Source organism: Microcystis flos-aquae FACHB-1344 (assembly GCF_014698375.1).
In the GTDB taxonomy this organism is placed as follows: domain Bacteria; phylum Cyanobacteriota; class Cyanobacteriia; order Cyanobacteriales; family Microcystaceae; genus Microcystis; species Microcystis aeruginosa.
In genome coordinates, this window is sequence record NZ_JACJSW010000205.1 from 1 (window position 1) to 22,822 (window position 22,822).

General features: G+C 44.5%; 16 protein-coding genes, 1 other RNA gene and 1 pseudogene. 11 read left to right on the top strand and 7 right to left on the bottom strand.

Features of this window, described 5'->3' with window-relative positions; genetic code table 11:
• Positions 1-768 precede the first annotated feature (768 nt).
• Both ilvA and rsmH read left to right on the top strand, forming a co-directional pair.
• Positions 769-2,280, top strand: a complete 1,512-nt coding sequence (ilvA, locus tag H6G48_RS21145) for a threonine ammonia-lyase, biosynthetic (RefSeq protein ID WP_190723088.1) — start codon at positions 769-771, stop codon at positions 2,278-2,280.
• A gap of 28 nt (positions 2,281-2,308) precedes the next feature.
• Positions 2,309-3,187, top strand: coding sequence for a 16S rRNA (cytosine(1402)-N(4))-methyltransferase RsmH (rsmH, locus tag H6G48_RS21150; RefSeq protein ID WP_190723089.1), 879 nt, complete (start codon positions 2,309-2,311; stop codon positions 3,185-3,187).
• 134 nt (positions 3,188-3,321) lie between these two features.
• On the opposite strand, the gene H6G48_RS21155 is transcribed toward rsmH, so the two are convergent.
• The 5 genes and pseudogenes from H6G48_RS21155 to H6G48_RS21175 form a co-directional block, all read right to left on the bottom strand.
• Complete coding sequence (locus H6G48_RS21155; protein ID WP_190723090.1) at positions 3,322-4,509, bottom strand: RNA-guided endonuclease InsQ/TnpB family protein; 1,188 nt, start codon at positions 4,507-4,509, stop codon at positions 3,322-3,324.
• A gap of 199 nt (positions 4,510-4,708) precedes the next feature.
• The gene (locus tag H6G48_RS21160; RefSeq protein WP_190723091.1) at positions 4,709-5,875 is read right to left on the bottom strand and encodes a pyridoxal phosphate-dependent aminotransferase; all 1,167 of its coding nucleotides are present in this window, start codon (positions 5,873-5,875) and stop codon (positions 4,709-4,711) included.
• 9 nt (positions 5,876-5,884) lie between these two features.
• Positions 5,885-6,275: a transfer-messenger RNA gene (gene ssrA / locus H6G48_RS21165) on the bottom strand.
• An 823-nt stretch (positions 6,276-7,098) separates the two neighbouring features.
• Positions 7,099-8,379 carry an HhoA/HhoB/HtrA family serine endopeptidase gene (locus tag H6G48_RS21170; RefSeq protein WP_190723092.1) on the bottom strand — a complete coding sequence of 427 codons (1,281 nt, stop codon included), beginning with the start codon at positions 8,377-8,379 and terminating at the stop codon, positions 7,099-7,101.
• 243 nt (positions 8,380-8,622) lie between these two features.
• Positions 8,623-8,913: pseudogene (locus tag H6G48_RS21175) on the bottom strand (IS1 family transposase); the annotation flags it as partial.
• 159 nt (positions 8,914-9,072) lie between these two features.
• Here H6G48_RS21175 and H6G48_RS21180 point away from each other — a divergent pair.
• On the top strand, positions 9,073-9,546 hold the full coding sequence (locus H6G48_RS21180) for a DUF262 domain-containing protein (RefSeq protein WP_287738125.1): 474 nt from the start codon (positions 9,073-9,075) through the stop codon (positions 9,544-9,546).
• 489 nt (positions 9,547-10,035) lie between these two features.
• Positions 10,036-10,533 carry a hypothetical protein gene (locus H6G48_RS21185; RefSeq protein ID WP_190723093.1) on the top strand — a complete coding sequence of 166 codons (498 nt, stop codon included), beginning with the start codon at positions 10,036-10,038 and terminating at the stop codon, positions 10,531-10,533.
• Between the two features lie 82 nt (positions 10,534-10,615).
• On the opposite strand, the gene H6G48_RS21190 is transcribed toward H6G48_RS21185, so the two are convergent.
• Entirely contained in the window at positions 10,616-11,092 is a 477-nt protein-coding gene (locus H6G48_RS21190; protein ID WP_159293043.1) for a pyroglutamyl-peptidase I family protein, read from the bottom strand.
• Positions 11,093-11,199: 107 nt separating this feature from the next.
• Between H6G48_RS21190 and H6G48_RS21195 the strand changes: the two genes are divergently transcribed.
• From H6G48_RS21195 to H6G48_RS21215, 5 genes are all read left to right on the top strand, one after another.
• Entirely contained in the window at positions 11,200-12,255 is a 1,056-nt protein-coding gene (locus tag H6G48_RS21195; RefSeq protein ID WP_190723094.1) for a metallophosphoesterase family protein, read from the top strand.
• Positions 12,256-12,270: 15 nt separating this feature from the next.
• On the top strand, positions 12,271-13,158 hold the full coding sequence (locus H6G48_RS21200; protein WP_190723095.1) for a ParA family protein: 888 nt from the start codon (positions 12,271-12,273) through the stop codon (positions 13,156-13,158).
• Positions 13,159-13,170: 12 nt separating this feature from the next.
• Positions 13,171-13,512 carry a TIGR03792 family protein gene (locus H6G48_RS21205; protein WP_147070886.1) on the top strand — a complete coding sequence of 114 codons (342 nt, stop codon included), beginning with the start codon at positions 13,171-13,173 and terminating at the stop codon, positions 13,510-13,512.
• Positions 13,513-13,627: 115 nt separating this feature from the next.
• Positions 13,628-14,710, top strand: a complete 1,083-nt coding sequence (gmd, locus tag H6G48_RS21210) for a GDP-mannose 4,6-dehydratase (RefSeq protein ID WP_002798501.1) — start codon at positions 13,628-13,630, stop codon at positions 14,708-14,710.
• A gap of 12 nt (positions 14,711-14,722) precedes the next feature.
• The gene (locus tag H6G48_RS21215) at positions 14,723-15,661 is read left to right on the top strand and encodes a GDP-L-fucose synthase family protein (RefSeq protein ID WP_004159245.1); all 939 of its coding nucleotides are present in this window, start codon (positions 14,723-14,725) and stop codon (positions 15,659-15,661) included.
• Between the two features lie 54 nt (positions 15,662-15,715).
• Here H6G48_RS21215 and H6G48_RS21220 read toward each other — a convergent pair whose 3' ends face one another.
• On the bottom strand, positions 15,716-16,393 hold the full coding sequence (locus H6G48_RS21220) for a hypothetical protein (protein ID WP_190723096.1): 678 nt from the start codon (positions 16,391-16,393) through the stop codon (positions 15,716-15,718).
• A 666-nt stretch (positions 16,394-17,059) separates the two neighbouring features.
• On the opposite strand from H6G48_RS21220, the gene H6G48_RS21225 reads away from it, so the two are divergent.
• Positions 17,060-18,244 carry an ATP-grasp domain-containing protein gene (locus H6G48_RS21225; protein ID WP_190723097.1) on the top strand — a complete coding sequence of 395 codons (1,185 nt, stop codon included), beginning with the start codon at positions 17,060-17,062 and terminating at the stop codon, positions 18,242-18,244.
• Positions 18,245-18,753: 509 nt separating this feature from the next.
• The gene (locus H6G48_RS21230; RefSeq protein ID WP_190723098.1) at positions 18,754-22,623 is read left to right on the top strand and encodes a peroxidase family protein; all 3,870 of its coding nucleotides are present in this window, start codon (positions 18,754-18,756) and stop codon (positions 22,621-22,623) included.
• Positions 22,624-22,822: the final 199 nt, after the last annotated feature.

The window sequence follows — 22,822 nt, forward strand, 5'->3', positions numbered from 1 at the left end:
TTTTTGGATAGGTACTTATGGTACTTTTTGGGTTGAGTCGATGGATACTTTCTCGGAACTTGCCTTTTCTTTGATCCGCCTCAAACCCCAGAAAAACCCTTATTTCTCCAAAGGGTTAACGGCTATGAGCCTTATAAAGCAAGCTTTTTAACTGTTCTGTCACCCCTTGAGGTTAAAATCCGATGTTCATGCTGCGAATATAGGATTAAGACCTTCAAAAACCTGGCATTATCCTTCTTTTAGTACATAAATTGGTACAAAAAAAAGAGGGCAAGAAAGCCTGAAACGACCGGCTACTGACGACCGACGACCGACGACCGACTCCTAACCCCACCAACAAACTTTTTGCCGCAAACCCTGTTTATTCCCCCTTTTGCATGAGTGCCTGTCCTTATAAGTAGCCTATGCTCAACGGATTTAGTATGATAAAGAGTATGAGCGATTAAAAGCTTATGCAGAGAAAGAAGGAGTATCAATGGCAGAGATTCCGCAGGACTATATCAAAACTTTGGATACAACGGGATAAATCCCTTAGTCTCGCTCCACAGCCGGTTCCGTTAAAACGGACTGGCTATCTCTGGCTCGGCAATTTTTTCGCTATTGACGGCCTTTGATGATGAATGTCAAGAACTCCCCAATGATTCCGTGTTGAAGGGGAGCAAAAAGCTGACGGCTGACAGCTGATAGCTCTTTATTGCTAACCGGACTGACGATGATCTATTCTGTATCCTAGCCTGACTCGCCAATCCCCACCGCCAAAAAAGAATAATGTACTGCGATTACCTGGTTCAAATCCTCACCGCACGCGTCTACGATGTCGCCCAAGAAACCCCCTTGGAACTTGCCCCCAATCTCTCCCAACGCTTGCACAATCAGCTTTTACTCAAGCGCGAGGATATGCAGTCGGTTTTCTCCTTTAAACTGCGCGGCGCATACAACAAAATGGCGCATTTGTCAAGGGATTTGTTACAAAAAGGTGTAATTGCTGCTTCGGCGGGAAATCATGCCCAGGGAGTCGCTTTGGGGGCGCGGCAATTGGGAACCCAAGCGATTATCGTTATGCCTGTCACCACTCCGCAAGTCAAAATCGACGCGGTAAAAGCCCGGGGCGGGATTGTCGTCCTGCACGGTGACACCTACGATGATGCCTACACCTACGCGCAGCAGTTAGAAGCGGAAAAAGGCTTAACTTTTATCCATCCCTTCGATGACCCGGAGGTAATCGCCGGCCAGGGTACGATCGGTATGGAAATTTTACGACAATATCAGCAACCGATCGAGGCGATTTTTGTCGCTATTGGTGGCGGTGGCTTAATATCAGGTATTGCAGCCTATGTCAAGCGTTTACGTCCAGAAATTAAAATTATCGGGGTGGAACCTGTGGACTCAGACGCGATGAATCAATCCCTAAAAGCCGGTTATCGGCTGCGTTTGTCCCAAGTGGGATTATTTGCCGATGGGGTGGCGGTGCGCGAGGTGGGAGAGGAGACTTTTCGTCTCTGTCAGCAGTATGTGGACGAGATTATCCTCGTGGATACGGATGATATCTGTGCGGCGATTAAGGATGTTTTTCAAGATACACGCTCGATTTTAGAACCTGCGGGGGCGTTAGCGGTAGCAGGAGCGAAAGCTTATGTAGAAAGAGAAGGAATTGAGGATAAAACCCTCGTTGCTGTGGCTTGTGGGGCGAATATGAACTTTGATCGTCTGCGGTTTGTGGCGGAAAGGGCGGAATTAGGGGAACGGCGCGAGGCGTTGTATGCTGTGACTATTCCCGAACAACCGGGCAGTTTACGGCGTTTTTGCGAATGTGTCGGCAAACGCAATTTAACCGAATTTAGTTATCGTATTGCCGATGAAAAAGAAGCACATATTTTTGTCGGCGCCCAGATCGAAAATCGCACTGATGCCAAGAAATTAGCCGAGAGTTTTGAAGCTTGCGGCTTTAAAACCCTCGATATTAGCGATGATGAATTGACTAAATTGCATCTGCGCCACATGGTGGGAGGGCGATCGCATTTAGCCGATCATGAATTATTTTACCGCTTCGAGTTTCCCGAACGACCGGGGGCTTTAATGAAATTTGTCGCCTCCATGAGTCCCCACTGGAATATCAGCGTTTTCCATTATCGCAATAACGGGGCCGATTACGGGCGCATCGTCGTGGGCATACAAGTCCCCCCCGATGAAATGAATCAATGGCAAGCTTTTCTCGATACTCTCGGCTATCGCTATTGGGATGAAAGTCAAAATCGGGCCTATCAGTTGTTTTTAGGTTAAATCGCCATTTTCAGGAAGTTATCAGCAGATGAATCAAGATTTTCTCCATATTTCCGTTTTGAGTCAAGAATTAATCGCCGGTTTAAATATTCAACCCGGGGGGCATTATCTCGATCTTACCCTCGGGGGTGGTGGACACAGCCGCCTGCTTTTAGAAGCCCATCCCGAAACCACAGTAACCGCCATCGATCGCGATCAAAGCGCCCTAGAAGCCGCTAAAATTAGTCTCGCTCCCTATCTAGATAGCCGTTTAACCCTCTGGTGGGGGAACTTCGCCGATTATAAGGGACAAAATAGCAGTTTTGATGGCATTATCGCCGATTTAGGAGTCAGTTCTCCCCAATTCGATCAGAGCGAGCGCGGCTTTAGTTTTCGCCACACGGCAGCCTTAGATATGCGGATGGATCGCTGTCAATCCCTAACGGCAGCCGATATTATCAACCATTGGCACGAAAAAGAATTAGCAGATCTTTTTTATCAATACGGAGAAGAACGTTTATCTCGTCCTATTGCTCGCTCGATCGTCCAAAAACGTCCCTTTACTACCACCACTGAATTAGCGGCTGTCATCGCTAGTTCTGTACCCGCTAGTTACCGTTATGGACGTATTCATCCGGCAACGCGGGTTTTTCAATCCCTACGCATCGCTGTTAATCAAGAATTAGATTCTCTGCAAAAATTGTTAAATCAAGCCCCCCACTGGCTAAAATCCGGGGGAATTATCGCTATGATCAGTTTTCATAGTCTAGAAGATCGTCTGATCAAGTATGGCTTTCGCGAAGATAATTCCTTGAAAATTATCACGAAAAAGCCGATTATTCCCAGCCGAGAAGAACAGGCTAAAAACCCTCGTTCTCGTTCGGCTAAACTAAGAATAGCCCAAAAGATCGAATCAGAGGTTATCTGATAGCAGTTATCTTAATTGTGAGGTACAAACTCTCTGGTTTTGGGGAGTCGTTATCTTGAAGATAAAGGCTGTGGTAAATTGACACTCCCGTCGCGCTTATGCGAGGGATTCTTGGTTCACTGACTCAAGTTGTCTTAGCAGGTATTTCTACCAACCAAAATAGAGCTTAAATCTCCCCAAGCGTTTAGGTCTAACGACCAGCTTCCGATATGCCCTATCGTAGCTTTTTTGAGTATATTTAATGCCGCCATCTTGTCCCTATCTTCTATATACCCACACAAACAAACATGAGTTCTGACTGATAGAGACTTTTGGATTAACCGACCACAATTAAGGCATTCTTGACTTGTATAGGCTGGATTAACTGCAATAGTTAATCGGCCGTATTTAATACCAAAATACTCTATCCATTTTCTTAATTGCGACCAACCCGCATCATTAATACTCTTAGCTAGTTTTCGATTACGCACAAGGTTCTTGACTTTTAAATCTTCGTAAGCTATCAAGTCGTTTGACTGAATTAAACGGAGTGCCAATTTTTTAGCAAACTCTTCTCGTTGCCTACTTACTTTTAAATGTCCCTTGGCGTATTTTTGACTAGCTTTTTTGTAGTTATTAGACTGCTTTTGTCCTCTCTTAAACTTTTTCGACTTTCTTCTATTCAGTTTATTAAGACGCTTCTCTGCTTTTCGATAATACTTAGGAGGCTCTACTGTATTCCCGTTGCTGTCAGCATAAAGATATTTTAACCCCAGATCTAATCCTACGCAATGACCCGTCGATTCTGATTGTGGGGTTATATCTCTAGCATCGATTTTTAGCATTAACTGGCAATAATATCCATCAGCCCTTTTAACTATTCTTATCCGTTGAATTTGCCATTCTTGAAAATCCAACAAGTCTCGACTACCAATTAGTTTTAACTCCCCAATGTTTTTTCCATCAGTGAAAGTTATTCTCTTGGAATTTCGATTAAGTTTCCAACCTGACTTTTTAAACTCAACAGAATGAGTACGTTTAGAGTATTTAGGATATCCTTTCTTACCAGCAATTTTGTTCTGGCAATTGTTATAGAACCTAAGAATAGCAGTCCAAGTCCGTTCGCAAGCCTGTTGACAAGCTGTAGAGTTAAGGTCTTTGACAAAAGGATATTCATCTCTTAATTGAGTTGTGTATCGATAAATATCTTTTTGTCCTACACCTTTATTGTCTTCCCAATATCTAAGACATTTATTCCGAACAAACTGTACTGTCCGAATAGCCTCATCAATGGCTTGATATTGAGATGGTTTTCCTCTAAGCTTGTACTCTAAAACAAACATTTTGCGTTATCGACCTACCACGCAAACTACTCTAGCATACTAAAATTAAATTGGCAACTATAGATTAGAGTTATTCTTAGTCGTGCTTCGCTGTTCTATGCTGGCGGAACCTTTCATCTCCGAGGTGAAACCGAGGGTTCCTTCAAGCCGACATTATAGGTAAAAACCAAGAAAAAAAGCCGGTATTTATTCTTGAAAATCACTGACTAAAATAACGCAGTCCTTTTACCAATCTTTCTACTGCCGCTAAAGCCGTTTCTGGAGATAAAGCACCGTAGGCAAGACGCAAATAACAGCCTTCTGTTATCCCAAAAGTTGAACCGGGTAACACCGCCACCCGCTGCCGCTCGATTAAACTTTTAACTAACTGAAAATCATTCTTGTCTGTGGTAATTTTCAGGAAAAAATAAAAAGCACCTTCCGCAGTGGCAACATCACAGATATCGCCGATTGATTCTAAAGCATTCAGGCAAATTTCTCTAACTTGACTGATAGTTTTCAACTGTTCTAAAGGATAGCTTTTACCCACCTGCAACGCCCCTAGGGCCGCGTATTGCGAAACCACCGGCGGACAGATTAAAATAGTATCCTGAATCTTATTAATCGCCTCAGATAAATGTTCTGGTACTACCATATAACCAATGCGCCAACTGGCAAAACCGTAGGCTTTTGAGAGACTAAATAAGGAAATAGTCCAGGATTCACTGCCAACAATTGCCGCCGGGGAAAAGTGGCGGGCATGGTTATAGGTAAAATACTCATAAGCCTCATCGTGAATGTGATAGATGCCCTTTTTTTGACAAATTCGATTGACTTCTCTCAGGGTATTTTCTGGATAAACTACTCCCGTGGGATTATTAGGAGAAATCGTCACCACTGCCTTAGTTTTTTCCGTGATTGCCTCTTCAATGGCGGCCGGACGCAATTGATAATTTTTGTCTGTGGCGACCAAAATAACTTGACAATCAGCCATTTTTATGGCCATTTCATGATTGAAATAAAAGGGAGTGTTGAGAATAATTTCATTCCCGGGGGAAGTAATGGCTAAAATGGCATTCATAAAAGCCATATTACTGCCCGCCGTCACAAAAATTGCCTGTTTATCGCTGATTTCTATCCGATTATCTTCGGCTAGTTTTTCCCGAATTACTGTTAATAAGGGGGGAATTCCCGCCACAGATTGATATTGATGATTTTTGGGATTGGCTAAGAATAAAGATAGAGATTTGATCGCCTCCCGGGGTGGATAATAGGAAACAACCCCTTGACCTAGGGAAATAGTACCAGGGTTCGCTTTAATTAATTGACCGACCACGGGAATAATCGGTGTTTGTACCCCGTCCATGCGGGAGAGAAGGTCTTTCATTAAAGTAATCAATGGAGCCGAGCAGAGTCGAACTGCTGTCCAAATTAGGTATTGACTGTCCGTTCATTCACAGGTTTAGTTTCGATTACCCTCGAAACGGGGACTGTCACTTATCCCGGACAGTGGGATGCTCTAGTTAAAGCTTAGACGGTTAACTAACTAGAGAAAGTTAAACGTGGCATCCGTTGGGGGTTTATCCATAGTCCTTAACGGAGTCAAACTATGAATGCTCGAGTCGATTAGAGACTATTAGGCAGCTACAGGAGCGGCTTTACGAGCGAAAGGAACGATGTTGTTCGCATTTACTTTTTGTTTGAGCCTTTGATTTACGAGAGGAGACTCACTCTCGACCTGTATCACGGGGGAGCTTTCGCTAACCTGTCGAAACCGTTACGGCCCCTTGTGCTTACATTCTGATTATAGCATATTTTTTGATTAAGCTAATTTCGGCTCAATTGAGGATTTTTCCCTTCCCAGGCGTTAGAGCCAGGCTAGATCGGTAAAAAAGGTTTTTATCGCTGATTTTTCTAAAATAGCATCGTTATCAAAGAGATAAGCCATCAGGTTCTCTCGTCCAAGATATTATGCATTTCTTCGGCTAATTATTCTGAATTTCCCCAATTTTCGGTTAAATTCGCCAACAATCTCCTAATTATTGATTGCCTCGGTGTGAATTGCCACCTATCAACAATCTATCTCCATACCACAATTTAGCCATTTTGTCAAAAAAAATTTGACTTTGCAACAAAACTACACAAAAATTAGATCAACGTTGTTCGGAAAAAAAGGGACAATTGGCGAAAGTGTTTGGTTTTGCTCAAGGGAAAAATCTAGATTTAGCAAGGGTTTTAAGACAACCCAGACCATTAAAACCCTAAAAATTACAACAAGAGCAATTATAGCATAATGCAAAATTATACTAGAATCGCTGGAAGTATTGCAATCTCGTAAATAAATAAAAATTATTCTCAATAAATTCTTAAGTAAAAATAAATATTACCGATTGTAAATTTAAATATTTTTAAGTATTGAAGCTATTTATATATAAAATACTTATCATTTTGCCCTGATTGCCTCTGACTTTTCTCTCCCCACAGTAACCACAGGAAAGACTATTACAGCATAATTATTCGATTCAAGAGCCAAAAGTAAAACCAGAAATATAGAGAGCTTACTAACAAGCTCTCTACAAAGTTTCGGTCTTCTGCCACTTATTTTCCCAACTAAGATTTATTAGCAGTATTCAAGCTACCAACTTGAATATTCAGATTAATTTTTTGTCCTTCCCGGCTAATTTCTACGGGTAAATTATCGCCGATTTGAGTATTAGCAACAATTTCCCGAACCGCATCGGGATCGGTGACATTCTTACCACCTACAGACTTTAACACATCACCCGATCGCAATCCCGCTGCTGCGGCAGGAGAATCTCTCATCACCCGCACTAACAAGACACCAGAATCATCGGGGATAGTCCAATTATCAGCCATAGGACTATCGGCTAATTGTTCTTTTACCTCCGGGGTTAACTGTACCATTTGAACACCGAGATAGGGATGTTCCACCTTACCCGTAGCGATTAATTGTTCGGCGATTCTTTGGGCAGTCTTAATCGGAATAGCAAAACCTAAACCCTGGGCATTTTGAATGATAGCAGTGTTAACTCCGATGACTTCTCCCCGAGCATTTAACAAAGGTCCGCCGGAATTTCCGGGGTTAATTGCCGCATCGGTTTGTAGGAAATCCACCAATTTATCACTAGCACCAATTTGGGAGCCATTGCGTTCCTTGGCACTAATAATTCCCGTGGTGACAGTGTTATCTAATCCCAAAGGATTACCGATAGCGATCGCCCATTCTCCCACCTGTAAACTATCAGAATTACCTAATTTAACCGTGGGTAAATTGCTCGTTTCTACCTGTACCACTGCCACATCAGTTAAAGGATCACTACCTAAGACTTTACCATCAATAGTGCGACCATCTTTGAGGGTGACTGTCACCTTATCTGCTCCCTCGACAACGTGAGCATTGGTGATAATTTTACCGTCATTACTGATAATAAACCCGGAACCTGTACCTCTTTGAACTTGTTTTTCTCCTCGCTCGGGTATTTGGGAACCGAAGAAGCGACGGAAAACAGGATCGTTAGCAAATTCGCCTAAATCATCGCCTCCATTAACTTCCCTAGAAGCATTAATTCTTACCACCGCCGGCCCCACTTCTTGCACCACAGAAGCGACAAAATTGGTGGGAATAACCAGAGACGAGGGAGCGGCTGCGGCCGGTGTGGAGGGGCGAGGATTATTGGCAGAGGGGGCAATATTTTGGGCTAATTCCAGAGGATTTTGACTGTAGGCGTAGGTGGCACCGATGCCTAACCCGGCACCCAAAACCAGTAAAGAGGAATAGGCAAAAAGTTTTTTCATCCCAGAAGATTTGGAGCGTTTAGGATTACCTTCGTTGATCGGGGAAATATTATCGTTAAAAATATTGCGAGTCATAGTTTTTAGTGTTTAACCATTCTGAGAAGGGAATAAAAGTCAGTCCTAATAAGGGTGTGAGAGGAGTGTTTCGGAAAACGGCTTGGGACTGACTATCTCTAATTTAGGCAGGGGATATGAACTTACTGTGACGCAGACATGAAGTTTTGATTGCAAGGTCATTATCCTAGTGGATAGACAGATAGAAAGATAGAGGGTGGTGATTCGGTAGTAGTGATGGAGGCTTAATCCTTTGCTTTGCTGTGCATTGTAGTCATGGATAAAATACCAAAGGGCTCCCCAACGTGATTCTCCATTTTTTTAGAGAAAGATAGACTCTCTCTCACCAGCAGAGAAATCCTTTGTCGAAAGGTATTATTTAATCTTTCAATAGGATTAGTTTGACCAGTTTCTTGACCGAACGGTCGATGACGTTTACTAGGAATTACTGTCTTATAGGACTCCCAAAAGTCTGTGTAAGTAACAGCACATTGTCGGTAAACACCGGGTAAACTGGCCCCAAAGTTTTTTGGCTGATTGACGACTCCTATCTCCGCGCATAGCAACCAATAATACTAAATCCGTTGAGCATAGGCTACTTATAAGGACAGGCAAAAGGGGTGGATAAATAATCAGTTTTTAATAACCGTATTTAGTATTAGACCAGAGTATCAGAGATTATTCCGATGGTCAGCAGCACAAAAAACTGCACTTATAGAATCGATTCTACTCTCGATTCCAATTCCTCCAATATTTGTGGACGAGGATAAAAACGGTGTACGGGAATTAGTCGATGGATGGCAACGTGTTTCTACTTTCATAAGTTTTCTTGGTGAACTAAAAGGTAGTAAATGGACAATTGACTATCAAGAAGATAGAGACAGATCAGGAGTCGAAGAAGAAGAAGAAATTGATGAGGAAAGCGGGGAAGAAACTGGAGAGAGAAAAACTATAAATAAATGGACTTTGCAAGAAGGAGGATTGGTCAAAAGCTTGCAAGGCTTTAATGTTGACAATCTTCCAAAAAATCTAAAAATAAACTTGAAAAGGGCTGTTGGTAGAGTTGAAATTTTGAGAGGAGAAAGTAGTACTTCCATGAAGTATGAGTTGTTCAAACGACTCAACTCTGGAGGTTCAAAATTAACTCCACAGGAGGGAGATAAGAAATGCAATTTATCGAGGGGTTAATCCCAGGCTTAACGAGCTTTTACTAAAAGTTAGTCAAAGCGAAGTTTTCAAATCTCTTACTCAATTAAGTAATGGCAAACTTAATGAATTATATGATCAAGAATTAGTTCTTAGGTTTTTTGCTTTCTACAAAAATGCTGAAACCCAGATAGATCAAGGAAAATCATAAATCGAGGTTAACCCTTTGTCCCGTAATGGTTTGAGCCTTTTTTGCTGACCGAAAACGCCTAAGTCCCAATAGAAGGTTTTTGCGTCATTTTTAACTAATGTAACAAGCAGATGACGTATCCCCAATTAAGTGCTAGTCTGGCAGAAGATATTAGATTGCTTAGACTTGCAGTAATTTTCTCAAATGTCAATAGCTAATTAATTACAGCCTTTCTTCTAAAGGTAAAGCATAGACTAATCCTTGCCAATTAGGTATTTCAGATGCGAGAAATAACCTCATGTATATGGTAAACGCTGTATCCACAAGTGAGGAATAGGAAAATGTCCAGTGATAATAAAAACAATAGTTTAATCGTACAGATTATTAGTTCTGTTATTATAGCCCTTCTTGCTGGAGCGACAGCCCCCTGGTGGTGGCAAGAAATTAAATCTTTTTTTGCTGGTAAATCCCCGGAACCGACACCAATACCAACCCCTACATATAGGCCACCACCAACACCGGCACCAATACCAAACCCTACATATACGCCACAGAAAACCTCAATTAATATAGCTTATGCCGGGGATAATTTTGGATGTGTTCTGCCCATAGCTGTCAACATTAGTGGTGAATATTTTTATCCGCAAGGAAATTTTTCTACTATAAATAATATTGACTTAGGACAACAAAGATATCAAATAACTGGACAAATTCGTTGTCAAACTATTGGCAATTGTCAAGTCTATGGGGAAGGGGTAATTAATGTAATACCAAATAATACCTACTATGTGATTTGGCGAAATACAAGTATAGGTCAATGTACTGCACATTTACAATAACCTTGCTTGTTGCTCGGCAAAATACCAAGATGTCCTTTTTCCTTTTTCCCTTGAAACTGATTCCTGAATTATACTGTATGAGCTAACGACTAAGCGTGATAATTTTTTGAAAATCTCTTTGAATAATGGCAAAATTTTTGTCAGTTAAAAGCGGCACATGAACGAATAAAGCTCTCGGATGATGTTTTAAGACTTGAAAATATAATTCTTCGCAGACAAACTGACCGGCATTATCGCTGATATAGCTATAGGCAAGCTCTTTGACAAAATCCTTAAGAGGAATTGGTGTAAATAACTTTTTTGTGCTACTCCTAGCCTGAGATTCTAAACTTAAACGATAACGACTTTCTGCCATGCCACAACAAATAACGAAATCAGGCTTTTTGTCTTGAAGAGCTTTGATAACTCGTTCACTGGCTCGATGGGTATTAACGGGAAGTTGACGCAAAAATAAAAGCTTTTTGGGATAATTATATTGAATGGATACTAACAAATCATCGGAGGAATTACTCCGGTGATGGCATAACCAAGGCGCAAAAGAAGTTAAGAGAATTGTCAAGTTATCTCCTGATAGTTAATTGGGATGATCAACAAAAAAGCGAGCGAGGGGACAAAAATTGCTACAATAACTGACGTGACCTCAATTAAAGACGAGATTGATATCCTATGCAACGCCGTAAATTTTTGCTGATCAGTGGCAGTTTAGGCGGTTTTAGCTTGGTAGCTTGCGCTCATCAAATTTTACAGCCCGTTACTTCCAAAAATCCCCCTGAGTCGGCTGTTAAACAAGCACAAAAGGCGAAAAAAGTCAAGATAATTGTGATTAGTGACCTTAATAGTCAATACGGTTCCACAACTTACGATCCCGAAATCGATCGAGCTATCCCTTTAATTATCAATAATAAACCCGATCTGGTCCTCTGTGGTGGCGACATGGTGGCAGGACAAAAAAGCAGCTTGACAGAGGCAGCAATTAACGCCATGTGGTCAGCCTTTGATCGCCATATCGCCGCGCCCCTGCGAGCTGCTAAAATACCTTTTGGTTTTACCATCGGTAATCATGACGCTTCTGGAGCTTTATCGGCAGGAAAATTTATCTATGCTCAAGAGAGACAATTAGCCCAAGATTATTGGCAAAACCCCCAACATGATACAAGTTTAAATTTTATCGATAAAACCGGCTTTCCTTTTTATTATACTTTCACTCAAAATGGTATATTCTATCTAGTTTGGGATGCCTCCACTCATTTAATCTCTCAGGAACAACTAAATTGGGCAGCAAAAAACTTGAGTAGTAGCGACGCTAAAAATGCTAGGATGCGGCTAGTAATCGGTCATTTACCCCTCTACGGTATTGCCGTGGGCAGAAATCGACCGGGGGATTATTTAGCCGATGCCGAGAAATTAAGAGCGTTTTTAGAGGGCCATCAGGTGCATACTTATATTAGTGGCCACGCTCACGCTTACTATCCGGGTAAACGGGGGCAATTACAATTATTACACGCGGGAGCTTTAGGCAGTGGACCGCGACGGTTATTGAACAGTGAACAAGCACCTAGAAAAACCCTAACAATTGTCGATATTAATCCCCATCAACAGGAAACAGTTTACACCACCTACGACATGAAAACCCAAGAGGCGATCAATATTACCAGTTTACCTCCTTTGATTATGGCTCCCAACGGGCAGGTTTTACGTCGAGATATTCCATCGGTTAACTAGAAAGGAATTCCCCTAATGGCCACTGTCATCAGCACCGTTAATATGAAAGGAGGAGTAGGAAAAACTACCCTTACCGTCAACCTTGCCACCTGTTTAGCTAAATTTCAGCAAAAACGAGTCCTTGTCCTCGATTTAGACGCTCAAATCAGTGCGACTCTTAGCTTAATGTCTCCCCACGAATTCGCTCAACTGCGTCGCAAAAAACGCACTTTAAGCTATTTATTAGAAGCAATTATCAAACCCAATCCCTACAATAAATTAACTATTGATGATATTATTGTCCCTTCAGTCTGTGAAATTCAAGGCTTAGATCTACTGCCAGGAGACATCGAACTTTATGATGAATATGTCGTCTCAGAAACCCTGCACCACCAAGCAATTTTACAGGAAGATTTAGGCTTTGATCATGCTTGGAATAACCTGGAAAGAATCTTAATTCAAAAAATCATTGATCCCATTCAAGACCGTTACGATTATATTATCATGGATTGCGCTCCGGGCTATAATCTTTTAACTCGTAGTGGTCTATGTAGCAGTCATTTTTATTTACTACCTGCCCGTCCCGAACCTTTATCAATTGTCGGCATTCAGCTATTAGAAAGAAGAATAGTTAAACTGAAAGCTAGTCATCAAGAAACCGCACCGATTAACCCCGGTTTACTCGGTATAGTTTTTATTCTTTCCGGTGGTGGTTTACTCAGTCGCTACTATAATCAAGTCATGCGCCGGGTACAACAGGATTTTCAAGCCCATCAAATTTTTGCTAATGCGATTCCTCTGGATGTTAATGTAGCTAAAGCTGTTGATATGTTCGTGCCTGTGGTGGCAGCTATGCCCTCTTCTAGTGGTTCCAAAGCTTTTATGAAACTCACAGAAGAATTCTTGATGAAAGCCAAAAAATAGGAGATAATTACTATGGTCATTGAGTGGTTAGAATTTCAAGTTAAACCCGAAGCTAGGGAAAAATTTATCCAAAAAGATCAAGAAATTTGGACAAAGTTTTTAGCAAAACAACCTGGTTTTTTAGGTAAGGAGCTTTGGATTAATCCCGCCATCGAGGAAGAATTAATTATCGTTGTCCATTGGCAAACACAAGAACAGTGGAAAGCTATCTCCAAAAATTTACTTGATGACACCGAAGCCAAATTTTCCCTAGCCATGGGAAAAGATAATTATCAACTGCTCAAAGTCAAGGAATTTCAGGTCAGAAAATTTCGAGAAAATTTTCAGAACAATTTAGGCTCTCTGGGGACCTGAGCAAAAATCAATTCATCTTTTTGTCCCCTCTCAACCTAGCCAAACTTGTCCTGAGGGGCTAAAGTGTGCTATAAGCAGTCAGAGTCTTTATTCTTTCTGATTAGGTAAATTACTGATGACTGAAGCTAAACGCGCCCTAATTACCGGCATCACCGGCCAAGATGGTTCCTATCTGAGCGAATTATTATTAGAAAAAGGTTATCAAGTCCACGGTATCATCCGTCGTACCTCCACCTTTAACACCGATCGCATCGATCATATCTACACTGACCCCCACCAGCCCGATACTAAATTATTTCTTCATTATGGCGACCTCACTGACGGCACGACCCTGCGGCGTATCCTCGAACAAGTGCAACCAGTAGAAGTGTATAATTTAGGGGCCCAATCCCATGTGCGAGTTAGTTTTGATGCCCCAGAATACACCGTCGATGCTGTGGGGGTGGGGGTCTTAAGATTACTAGAAGCAATTCGGGATTACCAAAAAAGAACTGGCATCGAAGTCCGTTTCTATCAAGCAGGTTCCTCGGAAATGTTCGGGAAAGTCATGGAAGTTCCCCAAAAAGAAACCACGCCATTTTATCCCCGCAGTCCCTACGCTTGCGCGAAAGTTTACGGTCACTGGCAAACGGTCAACTATCGGGAATCCTACGACTTATTTGCCTGTAACGGCATTTTATTTAACCATGAATCCCCCCGTCGTGGAGAAACTTTTGTCACGCGCAAAATTACCCGCGCTTTGGCCCGAATTATTGCCGGACAACAGAAAAAACTTTATTTAGGAAATCTCGATTCTAAACGGGATTGGGGTTATGCTAAGGATTATGTGCGGGCGATGTGGTTAATGTTACAACAGCAAGAACCAGATGATTATGTAGTGGCGACAAATGAAACCTATTCTATCCGGGAGTTTCTCGATATTTCTTTCCAATACGTTAATTTAAATTGGCAGGATTATGTGGAGTTTGATGAACGTTATTTGCGTCCAGCGGAAGTGGATTTATTGATAGGAGATTCCACAAAAGCCAGAGAGAAATTAGGTTGGCAGCCGTCGGTAACGTTCGAGGGACTGGTAAAATTAATGGTAGATGCGGATTTAGCGGCTTTGGGGATTAATCTTAATAACGGTGGTGATAGCGGACAGTTATTAAAAGATTTGGCTTATCTTCGCAATCGTTCAATGACAACTGTGGATTAAAGAGGTAAAAATATGCTGAATTTAAGCGAACAAAGAATCGTTGTCACCGGGGGGGCTGGATTTTTAGGTCGGCAAGTAGTTAATCAATTAATTGCAGCGGGGGCCAATCCCGAAAAAATTACAATTCCTCGGTCTAAAGATTGTGATTTAAGAGTTTGGGAAAACTGTCAACGTTTAGCCAACGAAGAAGATTTAATTATCCATTTGGCTGCCCATGTGGGAGGTATCGGTCTCAATCGGGAAAAACCCGCCGAATTATTCTATGATAATTTGATGATGGGAACCCAATTAATTCATGCTGCCTATCTAGCAGGAGTGCAAAAATTTGTCTGTGTGGGGACAATTTGTGCCTATCCAAAATTTACTCCAGTACCTTTCCATGAAGACGATTTATGGTCAGGATATCCCGAAGAAACCAATGCGCCTTATGGTATCGCTAAAAAGGCTTTATTGGTACAATTAGAGTCCTATCGTTTGCAGTATGGTTTCAACGGAATTTATCTTTTACCGGTAAATTTATACGGGCCGGAGGATAATTTTGATCCGGGTAGTTCCCATGTAATTCCTGCTTTAATTCGCAAGGTTTATGAGGCACAACAACGGGGGGATAAACAACTTCCTGTCTGGGGAGATGGTAGTCCAACCCGGGAGTTTCTCTACTCCACCGATGCAGCGCGAGGCATTGTCATGGCCAGTCAATTCTATAATGAGTCAGACCCGGTTAATCTTGGTACAAATTATGAGATTTCTATCAAAGATTTAGTGGAATTAATCTGTGATTTAATGGGTTTTGATGGCGAAATTGTTTGGGAAATAGATAAACCGAATGGTCAACCGCGACGCTGTTTAGATACAACCCGCGCTAGGGAAAAATTCGGTTTTGTTGCTCAAATGGAATTTAAAGAAGGTTTGCGGAAAACCATTGAATGGTATCGACAAAACGCCGCTTAGTCCAGATAGCTGGTGTGTTAGATAAATAACTAACACACCAGATTTTTTTTCAGCTTACTGCCCGGTAAAATCAGAACGAAGGGTTAATTTTAAATCTTCCTTGGGGTTAATTGACAATAATTCCACCGATTCTCCTCGTAGTAACCAACCGGCTAATACTTCTAATCCTCCTCCTCGTAATAATCCCTCGCTAACCGGTTGGTCAGAAGTAAAAGAAGCGAGGACAGAAGCGGCGGATTTTCCTAATACTGCACCCTGAATAATTTTATCGGGGTTAACTCCTTTAATTAGCCTTTCTAGACGAGTGAAAACTGCCGAAATAGCATCAATAGATTTTTCTTGGGGTTGACGGGTTTTTAAAAAGATTTTTTGGGATAAAAAACGCGAACCTTGACCATCAGGTTTAATTTCTCCGATAATCTGACTACCATCGGGAATAATTGTCTGTCCTTGGGAATTTTTGATATTATCGGTGACGGTCAGAGATAAAGAAAAAGTTTCTTGTTTGGTTAAAAGAATTTTTTCCCCTTGCTCGTATTTTACAGGGATGTCTGTGCCGGCAGGAATTAATTGAGCATTCCCCAAAGGAATCGTTTTAATCGGGTTAATTGGGGCGAATTGACGTGCGATCGCAGAAGTCAAGGAAAGGGAGACCACAACGAAAGAAGCACTTAAAAGCATTGTGAATAGGGTCAGAGGATGATGACGACCCTGCTTTTGAAAATTTAGCATCTTACCCTTGAGTTTCCTAGTGGGAGCGAATTAAAGATAAAGACGAAAGCGGAAAAAAGTTTGTTTCCAAGCAAGAAAATGCGGGAAAAAGGAGAATTTTAGCCAAAAATAACTGAGATTTCCTACTAATTGCCAGTTATTAGTTTATTTGGTCTATTGAAACGCCAAAACTCTTGATTTGTCCGCAGTTCTTAGTTTGGCAGGGTTAATGGGGAACAATAACTATTTATGGGAGAATTATAGGTTCAATCCTATCAAAAAAAATCACCCGATCGAATTAAAATCTCTGAAAAAATGTAACAATTGTGACAAAAAACTGAGGGTGTGGGGTGTGGGGAATTAGGAATTAGGGAGCGCCGGAGCGGGGAGTAGGGAATAGTTCATGCGTACTAAAGCATCCAATACTCAGTTTAAATGCAGTAAAGCTTACTAAAGATAGAAATAGAGAGAGTGAAAGATTGCTAGACTACTAGGGGTGGGTAGCTAAAAAAGTTTCTCCTCTAACCGCATAATGACACAATTAACTTTAATTTTTGCGATCGAGTAAGCCAAGAATATTCTCCCTGATCACCCGTGAACTGGATGCTGTTGCTAAAATAATCTTCATAGTCCCCAAGCTACCGAAACGAGCAAAGAGAGAATCGCCACTTTATCAATTAATCAATTATGGATTTACTCGAATACCAAGCCAAGGAAATATTTGCTCAAGTCGGCATCCCCATTTTACCTTCCCAACCAATCCACGAACCGGGGGGACTAAAAAGATTAAACATTCCCTATCCTATCGTGCTGAAGTCCCAGGTACGAGCGGGAGGACGAGGAAAAGCAGGAGGGGTGAAATTTGTCGCTAATACCATCGATGCGATCGCGGCTGCCCATGCTATCTTTCATTTACCGATCGCCGGAGAATATCCAGAGGTAATCTTAGCAGAAGCCAGGTATAATCCGCAACAGGAGATATTTTTAGCCATTTTACTCGATTATCATCTGCAAAGACCGGTTTTACTCGGTGCGAGTCAAGGGGGGATGGATGTGGACAGTTTACTGGCAACCATGCAAAAAGTGGTCATTGAAGAGAGATTTTCCCCCTATCTCTGTCGGCAATTAGCCGTATCTATGGGTTTAAGAGGGTCTTTGATCGAGTCTATCAGTCAAATTCTCGAAAAAATGTATAGTCTCTTTGTCAGCAAAGATCTCGATATTATCGAGATTAATCCCTTGGGTATCAACGAAACTGGGGAAGTGATGGCCCTAGATGGCAAAATAAGTGTTAATGATGCCGCTTTAGCTAGACATCTCGATCTTCTGGCCCTGACCCCTCCCCAATTACAATCCCCTTGGTCGATAATTGATCAAACTGGCCAAATAGCCGTGATCAGTAATGGCCAGGGTTTGATGTCCACTGTCTGGGATGCCTTGGCAGGCAAAGGGGCAAAACTAGCAGCCTGGCTTATACTGGAGGAAAGACTAGAATTAGAGCAATTAAACGAGCAAATAGAGGCCGGTCTGCAACAATTCCAACTATTGGCCGATTTAAAAGTGGTTATCGTTGATATTGTCAGTTATCCCGACTTTGGCCAAAAAGCGATCGAGACTATTAGCAATTACTACCGCAGTTATAGCCCATTATCACCCAGCCGGGGCAGTGGTGAACGAACGATCCGGGCTACCCGACAGGAAAGACAAACCTTGCAACCTCGATCTTTTCTCAATCCCACCCTACCACAAATAATTTTTCGCGTCCTAGCTGACAGTAAAGCGATCGATATCAGTCAGAGTTTAGCTGATGTTAACTTTCATTGGTTAGAGTCTTTAGAAGAGGTAGTCACGGCAGCAATTAAATTAGCCTAGAATCAGTGACCAGTTCAATTGAAAAAATGGCGTTTTGGGTTTGTTATGTTCTTAAATCCGACACTCCGCACATCTTCATATATTTTTATATTCCTCAAGATGTTTTTACCAAAAACTGTCATTGTAGAAACTACTATTAAGAACCATTCTCAATAATTGATTTTTCTGAGAAAACAAATTACAATTCTTCACCTTGAGAAAAATCGATCACTCTAGCTATAATCATTGCTGGTAATGGTTTCTAAGCAATGTATTAGGGAAAATTATCAATGGAATGTTAAGAAGTGGGGAAGGTAGGTTAAATGTAAAGTTTTATTGGGAAATGCAACGTTTCTGCCATGAAACTATATTATTGTCTTTAGAGTAAAAAAACGCGATGTGCAACTAAAAACGACAGAATCAGGGTTACAAAGGAGACTTTATCTCTGCTGATTTCTGAAAGCCTTGTAAATCAAGACTAAAAATATGCTTGCACACGGGTTAGGAAAAATACTGCACATTGCCAAATAATGCCAAATCCCAATTTCGATTCGGTGATTGATACGTTCACAATCGACGATCTGTTTTTTCTTCGTTATCAATATCGCGTCTACAAGGAATGGAACAACGATCCCCGTCTCGCCGTTCTGCCTGGTTTCAATCCGGGTGTGACGGGCGCCAGACCCACCAGCGGCATCCGCTTTGTCGATGGCACGGATCAATTGCGTTACCAGGTGGGTGGCGGCATCACCCCCATCTCGGCACCCTACCCCTTGTCCACCACAGATCCGAAATTCATGGCCGGGGCGACAGGCACACTGTTTCGCCGTCTCACCAGCCAGAGCTTCACGCAAGCCACGGGTGGTTTCACGATCAACTTCCAGACGGGAGCGGTCGTCTACGACCAAAACTATACGCTTGATTACAGCCTTCGCGGCTATGCCAATCCCAGCAATCCCGACATCTTCGATGCCAGCCCCAGGCTGATCAGCAATCTGGTTTCCAATCAAAGCGGCAAGACAGCGCTGCAGGTGTTGGATGATCCCTACGCCAAGGAGTGGACCCAGGCCGGCACCCAGGCCGGCAAGCGGGTGAGCCAGAAAAACAACACCCGCCATGAAACCATTCTCACCGGTGGCAATGGGGTGAATGGCTCCAATACTGGAAATCCCCTGCCGAATTCAGGCTTTTTCGCCCTGTTTGGCCAATACAACGACCACGGCATGGATTTTCTCGCCAAGGGCAAGGATGGCAGCCTGCTGATCCCCCTGCTCCCTGGAGACAGCCTTTACAACCCTGGCTCGCCCACCAACTTCATGGCTCTCTCCCGCACCAACACGGTGCAGGTGGAGATCGGCGAGGGCAGCCGCGATGCCCTGGTGGCGGAGCTAGGCCTAGCGGGCTACAGCCGCCCCAGCCAATGGGATGTGGACAATGAGAACGCCGCCATCGGCACCAGCTTCACTGGCACCAGTGGGGGGACCTTGGTGCTCAATGAGCAGCTGATCGTGATCAATGCGGGCGCCACCCTCAACGATGTGGTGGCCACCATCAACAGCAAGGCGGCCTTCACCAGCGTGGTTGCCTCCACCACCACTAACGACAGCGGCCAGAGCGTGCTGAAGCTCACCCCACGCAATGGCGAGAGCTTCAACCAAACCTCCGCCTTTTTTGATCTCAACCAGGTCTATGGCTCGGTGGAGAGCCATGCCATTTTCATGCGGGAATACAAGGGCAATGGTGAACTGACGGGCCGGCTGCTCGCAGATCCGCAAAACTCCACCGCCCGCTGGTTTGACCTGAAAAAGAATGCCGAGCGCATTGGCCTGACTTTGCGCGATCGCGATGTGCTGTCTGTGCCCCTGGTGGAGATCATCCCCCAGGGCCAGCCCAATGCGGGGCGCTATGCCTTTGTGGTGCTCGACAAGGTGTCGGGGCAGAAGAGCTACGTCTTTGATACGGCGGCCGTCACCTCCAATCAGGTGCTGGCCAAGGCGGGTTCAGCCTTTCTGATCGATCTGGCCAGTGACTGGAAAGGCTCTCCCCAGCCTGCTGGCAGCGATCCCTTCAACGCCAACGGTGATCTGAAGGATCCCTCTCGGCTGAATCAACACGCTGTGGGCGGAGATGGGCGCCTGAATGAAAATATTGGTCTCACGGCAATGCATGAGATCTTTGTCACCACCCACAACAATATCCTGTCTCAGATTCAGGCCAATCTGGCCCAGAATGCCGGAAACAACGGCCAGAACCAGGCCCTTTCCGGAGAAGAGCTGTTTCAAATCGCCAAGCTGGCCAATGAAAACTTCTACCAACACCATGTGTTGCAGGAGTACGCGCGGCGCATTACCCCCAACCTGGGTGCATTCGCAGGTCCCAATGCGGGCAACAACAACAACGCCGGCTTCAATGCCAGCATCTTGGCGGAATTCGCCTCCAGCGCCTTTCGCTTCGGCCATTCCCAGCTCACCGAAACCGTGGCCCTCACCTCGGTGAACCAGCAAACGGGCCTGGCTAACCCCGGCGGGCAGATGGACATCCCGCTGCTGCAGGCCTTTCTCGCCCCCCAGATCTACACGCGCGACACAGCAGGGCAGATCGCCGCAGGGATGAGCCAGCAGGTGGGCAACGCCACCGATGAATTCATCACCAACACCCTTCAAAACGCCCTGGTAGGACTGCCCTTGGATCTGGGTGCCCTCAACATCGCCCGCGGCCTGGATACCGGCATCACCTCCCTCAATGAAGCCCGTCGCCAGATTCAAACCTACCTTCGTGACGTACGCACCTCTCCAGGGGGCACCACCGGGTTGGTGCAGGCCAACAATGCCATTGACGCCAACCTTGCGGCCCTGGAGGCCAACCTGCGGCCCTATATCAGCTGGAAGGATTTTGGAGCCCATCTGCTTCATCCCGAATCGTTGAAGACGTTCATCATGGCCTACGCCCGCGATGCCATCCTCAGCGGCTATTCGGGCAATGCCGATCTCTCCTATTGGAATCAACTGCAAGCCAGTCCGGCTCCAGGCGCGGCCGCCACCTACGCCGCCGCCCTCTCCGCTGCGGCGGATTTGGCCATGGGGGATGACACCTTCATGGGCCTGCTCTACAGCGGCAGCAGCACGGATGCCCTGAATCCCTCAGCGCCCGTGAACACGCCCAGCGGCAACCAGGACTTCCAAAAGATCTCCCTCTGGCTGGGTGGATTGGCAGAGGCCAAAACCCCCGGCGGTATGCTTGGCCCCACCCATGATTTCATCTATGCCTACCAGATGCAGCAACTGCAGCGGGGTGATGAGGCCTACTACCTGAGCAAGCTGGCTGCCACGGATCTGGTGGAGGAAATCAAGGGGAAGACGGTGGCCGACATGGTAATGGCCGCCACGGGAGTTAAGCATCTCTACCACAAGATCTTTGCGGTGAATGATGCTGATTATGAGCGATCCCTGCAAAGCTTCAACACCTATTCTTCTGAAGCTTTATTGCTTCAGGACACTCAGACGGTGGTGGATGTTACTGGAACTCAACGGCTGGTGGGCAGGGCTGGCTATGTGAATGGCGTGCTTGTCGGCAATGGTGGCAACTACCTTGATGCCCGCGGCGTGTTCAGTCCCAACGGGGAGGGCAAGGCCAGTGAGCTCTTTGGCGGCACCAACGGTTCCGATCAATTCAAGGGCTTGGCTGGGGATGACTGCATGTGGGGCGATGGAGGCGCGGACACCTTCTGGGCCGGCGATGACAATGACTTTGCCGATGGCGGTGAAGGAGATGACACCATCTACGGTGAAAACGGCTTTGACATGTTGCGTGGGGATGCCGGCAAAGATCAGATTTATGGCGGCACTGGCAACGACGATATGTATGGCGGAGAGGGCAACGACAGCCTCTTCGGTGAGGATGGCGCCGATGATCTCAACGGCGGCAATGGCGACGACGTTGTCAGCGGCAGCCTCGGCAATGATCTGGTGAAGGGACAGGCTGGTAACGACACCCTCATCGGCGGCCAGGGGAACGACATCATCACAGGGGGTGGAGGAAACGATCGCTTCACCTTCAACGAGGCCCCGGGTCTCAATGGGGTGGATCAACTGCGGGACTTCAACTCCAGTCTGGACCAACTGGTCTTCGACAAGAACGTCTACGCAGGCCTGAGCGGCTCCACCCTTACCGCAGCCCAGCTGCGGGCGGAGGCCGGGGCGACGGGGGCCAACACGGCAAGCCAGCGCTTCATCTATAACCTCTCCAACGGTGATCTGTTCTTTGATCCCGACGGCACTGGCGTTGTCACGCCCACGCAGATCGCTAACCTGAACCGCTTCAATCCGGCTTTTCCCTCGGATGTGGCGTCGGCCAACGCGGTCTTCCCCAACCTGGTCAGCAGCAATTTCTTGCTGATCTGAGCGGCCTTGGAAGCGTAATAAATTACGGCGGTTGCTTTATTCGTCTGACACAGCTAATTCCTTAGTGGAGAATGTACCAGACCAATCCTGAATCCGCCGTAGTTATTATGACCAACTTATAGTCATTTCAGATAAGTCTGATACACTCTAGACCAGTTAAACCCTTATGAACTCTGGGATTGATGTTCTCAATCTTAAT